Genomic DNA, 12,876 nt, shown 5'->3' with positions numbered 1-12,876 from the left:
TGGGAAGCCTCGCCGCTTGCGGCGGGGAGCAGTCACGCAATGGTCTTTGACAAAACCTTGGAGCGACGCTGCCAGTTGTAGAGACGCTGGCGCGCCACCGGCAGATCTTCCACTTCCAGCGGATCGAAGCCCCGCTCCCGGAACCAGTGGATTGAACGGGTGGTGAGCACGAACAGGCGACGGATGCCCAGCCGCTTGGCCCGCTCGGCCACCTTGGCCACCAGCTGATCCCCCCGGTTGGAGTTGCGATAGTCGGGGTGGATGGCGACGCAGGCCATCTCCGCCATCGCCTCTTCCATAAAGCAGTAGAGCGCCGCGCAGCCGATGATAAGGCCATCGCGTTCGATGATGGTGAACTTGTCGATCTCCATCTCCAGCTGCTCGCGGGAGCGGCGCACCAGGATCCCTTCCTCCTCCAGTGGGCGAATGAGATCCAGAATGCCGCCGATATCCTCGATGGTGGCGGCACGGGCCTGCTCGGCACTTTCCCGCACGATCTGGGTGCCGAGGCCATCGCGGCTGAACAGCTCCTGCAGCATGGCGCCATCATCCTGATAGCTCACCAGATGGGAGCGGGGAACCCCGCCGCGACAGGAGGCAATCGCCGCGCGCAGATAGCGAGCGGTGCCGGACATCTCTTCGCCCGCTTGCTCCAGCTCCACCAGCAGCTCTTCGGCCTGCTCGGGGAAGAGTTCGGAGATGGCTTCGCCGCGTCTGTCCATTACCCCCTGCGTGCTGCTGAAGCAGATAAGCTTGTCCGCCTTGAGGTCGACCGCCACCCGGCGTGCCACCTCTTCCGAGCTGAGGTTAAAGCTCTCGCCGGTGACCGAGCAGCCGATGGGGGAGACGAGCACCAGGCTCTTCTGATCGAGCTGGCGGGTGATCCCCTCCACGTCGATGCGGCGCACCCGGCCGCTATGGCAAAAGTCGATGCCATCATCCACTCCCAGCGGCTGGGCGGTGACGAAGTTGCCGCTCACCACACTGATCCGCGCACCCTGCATCGGGGTGTTGGCGAGCCCCATGGAGAGCTGGGCGGTAATGTCATATTGCAGGCCGCCACACACCTGCTTGATGATGGCGAAACTCTCGTCATCGGTGACCCGGATCCGCTTGTGGTACTGGGCCTCGATACCGGCACGGGCCAGCGCCTCATCATTTTGCTGACGTGAACCAAACACCAGCACCAGGCGTATGCCCAGTGTCTGCAGCAGAGCGATATCGCTGACGATATTGGCAAAATTGGGGTGGCAGAGGGCTTCTCCCCCCATCATCAGCACAAAGGTGGCACCCCGATGCACATTGACATAGGGGGTGGATTGCCGGAAAGCATTGACCAGACTGGGTTCGCGTTCACGCACTTGATATTTCTTCCATAAAAAAACAGCGATTGGCTCAATATATGAAAATTAATTCACAAATCAAGACTAAATATTGATTTTGCCGTTTCTGGTCTACCAGCGGCGGCTTGGTTGTGCGGATCAGGAAAGGGTCGTGGAAGGCGCAGATGGCCGACGGCGCGAGCGGGGAGGGGGCCCGCCGGTTGATCCGGCGTGATAAACTGCTATCTTCGATGCTCCTTTTCGTCAGCTGTGTGATTTCACAGGGTTTTATACAAGGACAGAATTCATGGAACAGATTATTTCACCGGCAGATGCCCTGCCGGGACGACGCGAAGCGATGGTGATTGGTCAGCAGCATGCGGTAAATGGCAACCCGACCCAGGGCCCCTGGCCAGAAGGGGTGGCGGTGGCCTGGTTTGGCATGGGCTGTTTCTGGGGGGTGGAGCGCCTGTTCTGGCAGCAGCCGGGTGTTTATTCCACTGCGGCCGGTTATCAGGGCGGCGTTACCCAGAATCCCACCTACAAAGAGGTGTGCAGCGGGCTGACCGGCCATGCCGAGACGGTGCAGGTGGTGTTTGATCCGGCGGTGATCAGCTACGGCGATCTGCTCAGACTGTTCTGGGAGCAGCACGATCCGGCGCAGGGGATGCGGCAGGGGGGCGATGTGGGCACCCAGTACCGTTCGGTGATCTTCTATGGCGACGAGAGTCAGCAGATCATTGCCCAGCAGAGCATGGCGGCCTATCAGCAGGCGATGGCGGCAAGCGGCGACAGCCGTGCCATCACCACCCGCATTCTGCCGCTGGTGCCCTTCTATTACGCCGAGGATTATCATCAGCAATATCTGGAGAAAAATCCGGATGGGTACTGCGGGTTGGGAGGCATTGGAGTCTGTTTGCCACCGAGCCTGAACCGCTAAACAGGTTTGTAGTCGATTTCTTAATAAAAGTAAAAATAAATGGTCGGAGGAGGGAACTTATTGCGACCTTATGGGACTAACAAGGTAGCGTCTAGGGATCGGATGCAAAGTCCAGACACATTTCTTGCCTTGAAAACCCCCAATGAATGAACGCATGGGTGGATTGAAAATGATAGCAAGCAGGGCTGCCCACCAAGGCGGCCCTTTTCCTGTCTGCGTGTTTTGAAATCTTGCGTTGGGCGGGAGAACCAGACGGCAGATCAGCCGAACGCGCTGTCGAACAGGTTCTTGATCAGGTCAATAAGCTCGATGAGGAAGGCTTTCTGTTCCGGGGTCGGGGCGCGCAGCCAGACGGCGGAGAGCACCTCTTCCAGATCGGCGACCACGGCGTCGGCCTCCTGCATGAGGGCGAAACGCACCTTGGGATCCAACTCGGGGTGCTGCTCGCAAATGGCCATCAGGTTGCTGGCAACACGGCCACTGACCAGATCCTCGATGGTCTCTTCACCGTTGCTCTGCTGTTGGGATTCAAACAATCCCAAACTCTCCACCAGATAGTCGATCAGCGAGATATAGCCTTCACTTGCTACCACCATGGTTGCTGCCTCAATACAGTAACAATACGAAAATTAAGCGTATTTTAGCAGATGGCTGCCCTAGCTTGGCAAGCTGCAGTGCAGGCGATGGCGAGTAAAACTGACTCCGCCCCGATCCACGCACTCCAGCCCGGTCAACGTAAAGCCATGTCGTAAAAATAGCTCATAACTGAAGGCGCTGGCCTCGGTGGTGATGAGGGTCAGACCGAGCCCTCGGGCCCCCGCCAGCGCCGTGGTGAGCAGCAGATTGCCCAGTCCCTGGCGCTGATGGTCGGCGCTCACATAGAGCAGACTGAGGTGGCCATCCGGGCTCAGGGTGACAAAACCGAGGGGAACATTGCCAAGTTCCGCCACCCAGCCGTGGTGCTCGCGCAACTGGCTGACAAAGCCGGGATGTTGTGAACCGAGGGCCCACTGCTCCACCTGCTCGGCGCTGTAGTGCTCGGGGCCGCTGCGTCGTACCGCCTGCTCAAACAGGGTCACGAGGGTGGAGATATGTGCCTCGCCAAGGGGGACAATACGCAGTGCCGGCGTCATAAGGTCTGGTCGTCTGTGGGGGGGAGGGGACGCGGTGCCTGTGGCCGTTTGGCTTTGGGCAGGCCCGCGACAACCTGTTCATAGGAGTGGTGCACCCAGCCTTGCCACAGATCGTCCGGCAGCGCATCGCTTAATGTCACCGTGTTCCAGTGTTGCTTGTTCATATGCCATCCCGGTTTGACCTCGGAGTGGATCTCGCGCAGTAGCAACGCCAGTTCGGGCTCGCATTTGAGGTTGATGGTGAGCGGGTCGGCCTGCCAATTCACCAGCGCGAACATCTTGCCCGCGATGCGGTAGACCAGGAATTCCGGGCCAAACGGAGTATCTTCGGTGGTGCCCGGCAGGGTCAGTAGAAAGTGGCGCAAACGGGTCAAATCCATGGAAATTTCTCGCGCAAGGGGTGATCCGGGTCATGTCAGGCGCATATCTATCGGTGGGTCTGTTCTGTTAATATGCGCGCAGCCGAGTATACCCCCCATCACCAAGGGAGCCTATTGGATGTTGTATCACAAGACCTTTGAGCTGGGTCCCGAGCGGGATTGGGTGGTGTTTGTCCACGGGGCCGGTGGCAGCTCCTCCATCTGGTTCAAGCAGCTGCGCGCCTATCGCGAACACTTCAATGTGCTGCTGCTGGACTTGCGCGGCCACGGCCAGTCCCACCAACTGCAACAGGTGGTCAAGGGCCACTACAGCTTTCGGGCCGTGACCGAAGATATCGTTCGGCTGCTCGATCATCTCAATATCCGCCGCGCCCACTTTGTCGGGATCTCCCTTGGCACCATCCTGATTCGCCATCTGGCCGAGCTCTGCCCGGAGCGGGTCAAGAGCATGGTACTTGGGGGCGCCATCCTGCGGCTCGATATCCGCTCACGGGTGCTGGTGCAACTGGGCCGACTCGGCCAGCATATCCTGCCCTATATGTGGCTCTACCGGCTGTTTGCCTTCATCATCATGCCGCGCCAGCACCACCAGGAGTCGCGCAACCTCTTTGTACGCGAGGCCCGCAAGCTGTGCCAGAAAGAGTTCAAACGCTGGTTCCGCCTCGCCACTGAGGTCAACCCGCTGATGCGCTACTTCCGCGAACGCTCTCTGCCAATTCCCACTCTCTATGTGATGGGGGAGGAGGATCATATGTTTCTGTCAACGGTGCGCGAGCAGGTGGCTCGCGATGCCAGCGCCTCACTGGCGGTGATCGAGCAGTGCGGTCATGTGTGTAATGTGGAGCAGCCGGAGCAGTTTAATCGCTGTACGCTGGCGTTCATTTACCCCATTTCAATTGATGATCGCTAAAAATAAGCATTTTGGCTGCAAGGAAAGGAGAGGCGTGAGCAGTAACCTGCAGTTTGCATAAATCATCGGTTAGCCAACTATTTTGCCCCGACATGGCGGTTTTCGTACTGATAATCTTGGTTTTTTGACGTTTTGGCTGCCTAAAAGAGGGCTACGCCATAAAAAATTCAAAAAACTTCTTTACCAGTGACCAATCGGTGAGTAAACTTTGTCGGCAATATTTTACACCCCCACTTCCTCAACGGTGAGATATTGCCATGCTCAGGATTGCCAAAGAAGCGTTAACCTTCGACGATGTACTGTTGGTTCCCGCCCACTCCGACGTTCTTCCCAATACTGCCGATCTGCGTACCAAGCTGACCTCCACCATCAGCCTGAACATCCCGATGATCTCCGCTGCCATGGACACAGTGACCGATGCCCGTCTGGCTATCGCACTTGCCCAGGAAGGCGGTATCGGCTTTATCCACAAGAACATGTCCATCGAGCAGCAGGCTGCCGAAGTGCGCAAGGTCAAGAAGTACGAAAGCGGCGTGGTCACTGACCCCGTCACCGTACGCCCTGACATGACCATTGCCCAAATCAAGGAGCTGAGCCACAAGAATGGCTTCGCCGGTTACCCCGTGGTGACTGACGGCAACAAGCTGGTCGGTATCATCACCGGCCGTGACGTGCGCTTCGTGATTGACCTCTCCCAGACCGTTGAACAGATCATGACCCAGAAAGATCGTCTGGTCACCGTGCGTGAAGGGGCCCCTCGCGAAGAGGTGGTTGCCCTGATGCAAAAGCACCGTATCGAAAAAGTGCTGGTGGTGAACGCCGACTTCAAACTCAAGGGCATGATCACCGTTAAAGATTTCCAGAAAGCCGAGCGCAAGCCGCACGCCTGTAAAGATGACAAGGGTCGTCTGCGGGTTGGTGCCGCGGTCGGTGCCGGTGCCGGTAACGAAGAGCGCGTCGCCGCGCTGGTGGAAGCCGGTGTTGACGTGCTGCTGATCGACTCCTCCCACGGCCACTCCCAGGGCGTGCTGGATCGCATCAAGGCCACTCGCGACGCCTATCCGGATCTGCAGATCATCGGTGGCAACGTGGCGACCGGTGCCGGTGCCAAGGCGCTGGCTGCTGCCGGTGTCAATGCCGTCAAGGTCGGTATCGGCCCGGGCTCCATCTGTACTACCCGTATCGTGACCGGTGTCGGTGTTCCCCAGATCACTGCCATCTCCGACGCCGTTGACGCGCTGGAAGGCACCGGTATTCCGGTAATTGCCGACGGCGGTATCCGCTTCTCCGGCGACATCGCCAAAGCCATCGCTGCGGGCGCCAGCTGCGTCATGGTCGGCTCCATGTTCGCCGGTACTGAAGAAGCGCCGGGCGAGATCGAGCTCTATCAGGGTCGCTCCTTCAAATCCTACCGCGGCATGGGTTCCCTGGGCGCTATGTCCAAAGGCTCCAGCGACCGCTACTTCCAGACCGACAACGCCGCTGACAAGCTGGTGCCGGAAGGCATCGAAGGTCGCGTGCCGTACAAGGGCCGCCTCAAAGAGATCATCCACCAGCAGATGGGCGGCCTGCGCTCCTCCATGGGGTTGACCGGCAGCGCCACCATCGACGACATGCGCACCAAGGCCGAGTTCGTGCGCATCTCCGGCGCCGGGATGAAAGAGTCCCACGTCCACGATGTGACCATTACCAAAGAAGCCCCCAACTATCGGATGGGCTGATACAAGACGGGGCTGCGGCCCCGTTTTGACACCGTTTTTATCCCCATGCTTTTTGTTAAAACATCAGCCTGATGCAGGAATAAAATGACTAAAGACATTCACCAGCACCGTATCCTTATCCTCGACTTCGGTTCCCAGTACACCCAGCTGATTGCCCGCCGTGTGCGCGAGATCGGTGTTTACTGCGAACTGTGGGCCTGGGATGTGACCGAAGAGCAGATCCGCGAATTCAATCCCAACGGCATCATCCTCTCCGGCGGTCCGGAGTCCGTCACCGAAGCGGGCAGCCCGCGTGCTCCCGAGTACGTGTTCAACGCCGGTGTGCCGGTGTTCGGTATCTGCTACGGCATGCAGACCATGGCCGAGCAGCTGGGTGGCAAGGTGCAATCCTCCACCGAGCGTGAATTCGGTTACGCCAAGGTCGAAGTGCTGGGCGACTGTGGCAAGACCAGCGCCCTCTTGCGCAACATCGAAGATGCCATCGCTGACAACGGCAATGCCCTGCTGGATGTCTGGATGAGCCACGGTGACAAGGTCACTGCTATCCCGGCTGACTTCACCACCATCGCCAGCACCCCGACCTGCCCCCACGCGGCCATGGCCAATGAAGCCAAGCGCTTCTACGGCGTGCAGTTCCACCCGGAAGTGACCCACACCCGTCAGGGTGCCCGCATGCTGGAGCACTTCGTTAAAGACATCTGTGGTTGCGAATGCCTGTGGACGCCGGCCACCATCATCGACGACGCCGTTGCCCGCATCCGCGAGCAAGTGGGTGACGACGAAGTGATCCTCGGCCTCTCCGGTGGTGTCGACTCCTCCGTGGTTGCCATGCTGGTGCACCGCGCCATCGGCGATCGCCTGACCTGCGTCTTCGTTGACAACGGTCTGCTGCGTCTGAACGAAGGCGAGCAGGTGATGGAGATGTTTGGTGACCACTTTGGTCTCAACATCATCAAGGTTGAAGCCGAAGAGCGCTTCCTCTCTGCCCTGGCGGGTGAAGACGAGCCGGAAGCCAAGCGCAAGATCATCGGCCGCGTCTTCGTCGAAGTGTTCGACGACGAAGCCAAGAAGCTGAAAAACGCCCGCTGGCTGGCGCAGGGCACCATCTATCCGGATGTGATCGAATCGGCTGCCAGCAAGACCGGCAAGGCCCACGTCATCAAGTCTCACCACAACGTCGGCGGCCTGCCGGACGAGATGAAGATGGGTCTGGTCGAGCCGCTGCGCGAGCTGTTCAAAGACGAAGTGCGCCGCGTTGGCCTCGAGCTGGGTCTGCCCTACGACATGCTCTACCGTCACCCGTTCCCGGGCCCGGGTCTGGGCGTGCGCGTCCTTGGCGAAGTGAAGAAAGAGTACTGCGATCTGCTGCGTAAAGCCGATGCGGTCTTTATCGAAGAGCTGCGCAAAGCCGACCTCTACAATCAGGTCAGCCAGGCGTTCGCCGTGTTCCTGCCGGTGCGCTCCGTTGGCGTCATGGGCGATGGTCGCAAGTACGACTGGGTCATTGCCCTGCGCGCCGTCGAAACCATCGACTTTATGACCGCCCACTGGGCTCACCTGCCGTACGACTTCCTCGGTCACGTGTCGAACCGCATCATCAACGAGATCAACGGTATCTCCCGCGTGGTGTACGACGTCTCCGGCAAGCCGCCTGCAACCATCGAATGGGAATAAGCGGCTCGCGCCCTTCTGCCTTTCGAGCATAAAAATGCAAAAAGACGCCCTTGAGGCGTCTTTTCTTTTTTCAATCGTTTGCGCCACACATCTTCTTTTTTCGATCCGCTTTTTTGCCACCTTGCCCCTGTTATATGTGACAGGGGCATTTTTGCCATCCCGCACTAGGCTCCCTCATGCCAATTGAGCCCGCAGTCAACAGCGGCTTGTGGCTGGGGGGAGGGCTGGTCCAGTTGCAGATAGCTGCGCAAATTTGCCCATCGTTATCGCGCCAACCGGCAGTGACGACACCCCGGTGGAGACCGGAAACCACTTGAATCAACGGGGCGCAGCCCGATCGGCCAAACGAGTCGGGACCATAGAGCACGGAGAGTTTGCTATGTCAGAACAAGCCGTGTTGGTGGGTGGATAGACCCATATCACAAGCTGACCGTCGAGGATCAGGCGCTGAAAGGATTTGTCGGGGGGCAATACATACCCTTTGAAGTCTCCACCCAGGTGGTGGCTGGCACCCACTACCGCTTCAAGTGCAAGAGCACTGTGCCGCTTGCCAAACCGATCCATGGCGAAGCCGTGGTGCAGATCTTCAAATCACTGGACGGGGATGCCCATATCACCTCCATTACCCCGATCTGATTGGGTGGTGGGGCAGGCGGGGAGGGGGAGATCTCCTAACCGGTTGGCTCCAGACTCCAGATAAAAGAAAGACGCCTTAGGGTGTCTTTTCTTTTTCCAATTGTTCGTGTGTTAAAGTGTCTTTCCTAAAACTGCAAGTCATATAGAAAGGAGAAGTCGATGGCGAGTAAACCTTCAGCGATGAAGATGCCCGAGTTATTAGTTTTCGCGAGGATGCTCTTTATTGGCTTTGTTGGAGCTGAATTCGCACGTCTCTTTTTCCTCTTGGGAACTAGCTTTGCACTGCAAATTGTTGACGTTTCTCTATACCTAAAGGCAATTGGAATAATAACTGGTTTAGGTATTTGTCTGCTTTACGCTGTCAAGCGAAATGCTCACTTGGCAGTTATGCGTATAGTTCGTAGTTATCGTATTGATTTACTTGCAGGTGTAGTTATTGGCGCTTGGTCAAGCATATTAGCCTCACCTTGGCTTGAAAAGCTACATGCAGCGTTTAAATCTGCTGATCCACATTGGGCTCCTGCTATTCTCATTTTTTTCTGTGTTATGTTTCTATCACCAATTTTGCAAAGTAGAACACGTTCTAAAAAACAGACTTCACAGCTCTATTTCATAGCAGATGAAGAAATTGATGATAAAATGGACGATCTTCTGACAAACGAACTTCAGGCTAAGTCGTTTGCTGAGACTGTGCTTGCATCTGACTCTCATCCTGGGTTGATCTTTGGGGTTGATGGTCCATGGGGTGTAGGTAAAACAAGTTTTATTAATCTGGTTGAGCGTTATTGGGAAGATGCTGCTGACAAAGTTCTTGTTTGTCGATTCGAACCGATACGTTATGCATCCGAACCTGACCTTGCTGATCGCCTAATTCGCGATTTATCTGCGGTGATTCAAGACAAGGTATTTGCGCCAGAATTTAGGCCCGCCGCTTCGAGATATTCCCGTCTCATCAAAGGAAAAGCAGACGTTTCATTCTTGGGGTTCAAGCTTTCGCTAGAGCCTTCTCAGGAAACGATCGATGAACTTCTCGATGGTATTGATGAGGTTTTGCGCCGTATCCATCGGCGTGTAATTATTGTAATTGATGATCTAGACCGTCTGGACGCGAAAACAATAAACAGTGTTTTATTTGCAACGAGGAGAACTTTCAAGCTGTCTCAGGCAACATATGTTCTTTGCTATGACACCGAAGTGCTTACTGGGAATAATGAAGAAGGTGAAAGAGCTCGCGAGTTTTTAGAAAAGTTTGTAACGGTAAAGTTAAGCCTGTTCGTAGATAGCTCTAGTCTCAGTAATTTTTTGCGGCGAAATTGGCAAGATAGTAATGAACAGCTTAGCCTCGTTCCTTCTGATACCATGTTCAAGCTCGGCACCATTCTTAATGAGCTTGCAGATATTTTTGATGGTGTTCTCGCTTCTGACTATATGCCTTTGGTTGGCAATTTACGAAAGTTAAAACGATTCGTTAATGCAATGATCTTAATTCAAATTGAGAAAACAGACTTGGGGAGAACAGATTTCAATAACAAGGATCTTATCAATCTTATATTGTTACACCTTAATTATCCTGGTTTGTTTAGACGTATTTATGTAGAAGAGACTGAAGGTAGAAGTGGCTCATTTTCAGTTCAGCAAGATCCCAAAAACAAAGGCTTTATAAATTCAAGTGCTTTTTCAGAATTGAAAGAGACCTTGCCAAGGTCTGCTCGATTTTTATTATCGCAGTTATTTGATGTGAGTAATGTGGACATTGGTTTTAGCAGTGATATCGATGAAGCTGAACGCCGAACCAGAGCATGTTTTAATAGTAGTGGCTTTAGAAATTTAGAGGCATATCTAAAACTCATTGTTCGGTTTGCAACACCCGAACCACAACAGACATTTATTCTTTACCAAAAAGCAGTTGCACGGGTTAAAAATGGTTCGTTGATTACGTCAATACTAACACTACCGGATTTTGAGTTGACCAATGGAGAATATTCTCATGATCAATTTTGGCGTGTTTTAGTCAACCAATCTCATGAACTCACAAACACGCAGGCAGCAGATGCGATAAGTACGCTTATTGCGTACATACCACATTACTCAATGTTCAACCTGATTACCCATGATCCTCAGCCAGCTTCAAGAGTCGATATGGCATCGGAGGGCTGGCCACGACTGCATGCCCCAATTCAACCAACATGCTCTTGAGGTCAAAACGATGATTAAACCGGAAGCAGTATTCAGCAAGATGTCTCGGTAAATGCTTCGCTCCGAGCGTATGGCAACTGCCCCGCAGCGAGTTCTTCACATTCCCTATCATCGTGTTTACCCAGTTGAATGCCGGATGATCCAGCAAATCAAGGTTGCCCCCGGTGACAACACCCAGGTGCTCACAATTGGCCTCTTTGACCGCTTTGAAACAGGCCAATCCATCGGATATCACCGCGCTACCACTGGCAACATGCCGTTTTGCCCAATCCGCAATGGACTTGGTTTTGAAACCATCGACCACCGTCATCCGCATCTTGATTGGATGCCCTTCCTTATTCAGGGCCACTGCTGCCACAAATGGCGTCTTGCCTGCCGCGCCCCGACCCCGTTTGCCACCACGGCGCTCGCCACCCCAGTAGACATCATCGAGCTGAATGATGCCGCTGATGGGCTGCTTGTCATCGGACTCTTTCATGGCTTGCAGCAGCTTGTGCTTGAGCATCCAGGCGGTGTCATATTTGACGCCCAACTGGCGCTTTAGCTCCATCGCTGACAAGCCTGTTTTGGTCTGCAATAACAGGTGCATTGCCAGAAACCACTTGGTCAGAGGGAGCTGGTGTTTGCGAAAATAGTGTTACCAGTCAATGACATCTGGTGACGGCAGTGATTGCATTGCAGCACGCGTGGCCGACTTTTCAGGCGACAACAGGTCTTGTTGGCGCACTCAGGACAGACGAAACCGTGTGGAAAACGCCAAGCGAGCAGCGCGTTTTCGCACTGCGTTTCAGTGCCATAATCCTTGAAAAACTCAAACAGGCTGTAGCCTTTCTGGAATTGGACTTTGCTTTTGGCCATGATCTCGCACCTCAGTAACTGTACGTAAGATCAGTATAGTTCGTGGTGACTGCTGATCATGGGTAATCAGGATGTTCAATAATAATGATCAGGGCTTGCGTCAGCGTTCAATTTACTCTTTATTGCGATTGCTAGATAGTGTCGGTTGGGGCAGTGGGTCTGGACGGCGGCTATCAAATACTTCTGAAAATGTCATAGAGATTGCGTGGCGATTATTTGGAGAAAATAGCTATCAAGGTAATGGCATACTGCGGAAGCTTATAAGTTCTGAACGTGGTGCTCTTGGTTGGTATGACCTTATGATATTTAGGCTAGAGTGCTCATCTGATCGTGGTGGCCAATTATATAATTTGCAAAAAGCACTTATTGTTCATCAAGATAATAATGCACCTACATCAGGGCTTGTAAGAGATCTTGCTTTGATGGAAATGAGAAAATTATCACAGGAGGTCTTCTTTCTCTTCAAGCAGACTTATATCGATCAACAGAAAAACTTCTTTTCAGAAGTCAATGATGTGCCAGTGGATGTTTATCTTGGTTCGGCTTACTATAAATTTATAGAAGAGGCATTACAAGACCCAACATTAGCAGAAGAGAACTCACTCGCCCGAAGAGTTGCTATTACACGTAATGTCGTAAAAATATTCGTTATATATCAACTTAGTAACTCAAATCCTCCTGATGGTTCAGGCGTAGGTTGTGGGTATTATGATGAGAGCGGGAGTGGGGATAATGGTGGAATAGCTCGGTTAGTGAACAACTACGTATTTGATATATGCTTCAATCCTGATAACGATGAAAGAAATATATTATTATTCCTTGATCACTGTTTGTCACACCTAAGCAGTACTTTTTTCTTGGGTAGGGATGACGATGGCTATATTGCAACCAGAGAAACAATTTCAGGTGGTTTAGATCCAATAGCGATGGGGAATTATTGGGTTAAAAATCGCGAGCTGATCCGAGGACTTAAGTTAAATACTAGCGAGAGATGTGTTTTTACATCAAATTATACAGCCTTCTATCGTGATGATCTTGATGGAGTATTCGCAGTGCTTGATGAACTGGCGGCTGAATGTTCTACGTCATGATTGATTACTCGTTAC

General features: G+C 53.9%; 10 protein-coding genes and 1 pseudogene. 6 read left to right on the top strand and 5 right to left on the bottom strand.

The window, feature by feature from the left end; all coding sequences use genetic code 11:
* Window positions 1-32: 32 nt before the first annotated feature.
* Window positions 33-1,361 carry an amino-acid N-acetyltransferase gene (gene argA, locus NMD14_10955; protein XEI31328.1) on the bottom strand — a complete coding sequence of 443 codons (1,329 nt, stop codon included), beginning with the start codon at window positions 1,359-1,361 and terminating at the stop codon, window positions 33-35.
* A 268-nt stretch (window positions 1,362-1,629) separates the two neighbouring features.
* Here argA and msrA point away from each other — a divergent pair, with 268 nt between their 5' ends.
* A complete protein-coding gene (gene msrA / locus NMD14_10950; GenBank protein ID XEI31327.1) occupies window positions 1,630-2,262 on the top strand; it encodes a peptide-methionine (S)-S-oxide reductase MsrA in 633 nt (210 codons plus the stop codon).
* Window positions 2,263-2,522: 260 nt separating this feature from the next.
* Here the strand turns inward: msrA and NMD14_10945 are convergent, their stop codons facing one another.
* Genes NMD14_10945 through NMD14_10935 form a run of 3 tightly spaced genes read right to left on the bottom strand, consistent with a single transcriptional unit; the run spans window position 2,523 to window position 3,775 of the window.
* Window positions 2,523-2,858 (bottom strand): DUF3802 family protein, encoded by a 336-nt coding sequence (locus NMD14_10945; GenBank protein XEI31326.1) that lies wholly within the window; start codon window positions 2,856-2,858, stop codon window positions 2,523-2,525.
* A gap of 60 nt (window positions 2,859-2,918) precedes the next feature.
* Window positions 2,919-3,395 (bottom strand): GNAT family N-acetyltransferase, encoded by a 477-nt coding sequence (locus NMD14_10940; GenBank protein ID XEI31325.1) that lies wholly within the window; start codon window positions 3,393-3,395, stop codon window positions 2,919-2,921.
* Window positions 3,392-3,775 carry an MmcQ/YjbR family DNA-binding protein gene (locus tag NMD14_10935; protein XEI31324.1) on the bottom strand — a complete coding sequence of 128 codons (384 nt, stop codon included), beginning with the start codon at window positions 3,773-3,775 and terminating at the stop codon, window positions 3,392-3,394. The genes NMD14_10940 and NMD14_10935 overlap by 4 nt, the downstream gene beginning before the upstream one ends.
* 118 nt (window positions 3,776-3,893) lie before the next feature.
* Here NMD14_10935 and NMD14_10930 point away from each other — a divergent pair, with 118 nt between their 5' ends.
* The 4 genes from NMD14_10930 to NMD14_10915 all read left to right on the top strand — a co-directional run bounded on the left by NMD14_10930 (window position 3,894) and on the right by NMD14_10915 (window position 10,912).
* Window positions 3,894-4,685: an alpha/beta hydrolase gene (locus NMD14_10930; protein XEI31323.1), complete on the top strand. Its 792-nt coding sequence runs from the start codon at window positions 3,894-3,896 to the stop codon at window positions 4,683-4,685.
* 257 nt (window positions 4,686-4,942) lie between these two features.
* The gene (guaB, locus tag NMD14_10925) at window positions 4,943-6,406 is read left to right on the top strand and encodes an IMP dehydrogenase (protein ID XEI31322.1); all 1,464 of its coding nucleotides are present in this window, start codon (window positions 4,943-4,945) and stop codon (window positions 6,404-6,406) included.
* Window positions 6,407-6,490: 84 nt separating this feature from the next.
* On the top strand, window positions 6,491-8,080 hold the full coding sequence (gene guaA / locus NMD14_10920) for a glutamine-hydrolyzing GMP synthase (protein ID XEI31321.1): 1,590 nt from the start codon (window positions 6,491-6,493) through the stop codon (window positions 8,078-8,080).
* A gap of 795 nt (window positions 8,081-8,875) precedes the next feature.
* The gene (locus NMD14_10915) at window positions 8,876-10,912 is read left to right on the top strand and encodes a KAP family NTPase (GenBank protein ID XEI31320.1); all 2,037 of its coding nucleotides are present in this window, start codon (window positions 8,876-8,878) and stop codon (window positions 10,910-10,912) included.
* Here NMD14_10915 and NMD14_10910 read toward each other — a convergent pair.
* A pseudogene (locus NMD14_10910) lies at window positions 10,821-11,770 on the bottom strand (IS1595 family transposase). The gene NMD14_10915 and the pseudogene NMD14_10910 sit on opposite strands and share 92 nt — an antisense overlap.
* Before the next feature lie 71 nt (window positions 11,771-11,841).
* Between NMD14_10910 and NMD14_10905 the strand changes: the two are divergent.
* Window positions 11,842-12,861, top strand: coding sequence for a hypothetical protein (locus tag NMD14_10905; GenBank protein ID XEI31319.1), 1,020 nt, complete (start codon window positions 11,842-11,844; stop codon window positions 12,859-12,861).
* Window positions 12,862-12,876 lie beyond the last annotated feature (15 nt).

It is taken from the genome of Aeromonas veronii (assembly GCA_041319085.1).
Classification (GTDB): domain Bacteria; phylum Pseudomonadota; class Gammaproteobacteria; order Enterobacterales; family Aeromonadaceae; genus Aeromonas; species Aeromonas veronii_F.
This window is presented reverse-complemented; position numbering and strand designations above follow the sequence as displayed.

Bases quoted from the DNA above. Each gene is read 5' to 3' on its own strand.
- NMD14_10945 (XEI31326.1), bottom strand. From the start codon at position 2,858: ATGGTGGTAGCAAGTGAAGGCTATATCTCGCTGATCGACTATCTGGTG.
- msrA (XEI31327.1), top strand. From the start codon at position 1,630: ATGGAACAGATTATTTCACCGGCAGATGCCCTGCCGGGACGACGCGAA.
- NMD14_10930 (XEI31323.1), top strand. From the start codon at position 3,894: ATGTTGTATCACAAGACCTTTGAGCTGGGTCCCGAGCGGGATTGGGTG.
- NMD14_10905 (XEI31319.1), top strand. From the start codon at position 11,842: ATGTTCAATAATAATGATCAGGGCTTGCGTCAGCGTTCAATTTACTCT.
- NMD14_10940 (XEI31325.1), bottom strand. From the start codon at position 3,395: ATGACGCCGGCACTGCGTATTGTCCCCCTTGGCGAGGCACATATCTCC.
- NMD14_10935 (XEI31324.1), bottom strand. From the start codon at position 3,775: ATGGATTTGACCCGTTTGCGCCACTTTCTACTGACCCTGCCGGGCACC.
- guaB (XEI31322.1), top strand. From the start codon at position 4,943: ATGCTCAGGATTGCCAAAGAAGCGTTAACCTTCGACGATGTACTGTTG.
- guaA (XEI31321.1), top strand. From the start codon at position 6,491: ATGACTAAAGACATTCACCAGCACCGTATCCTTATCCTCGACTTCGGT.
- NMD14_10915 (XEI31320.1), top strand. From the start codon at position 8,876: ATGGCGAGTAAACCTTCAGCGATGAAGATGCCCGAGTTATTAGTTTTC.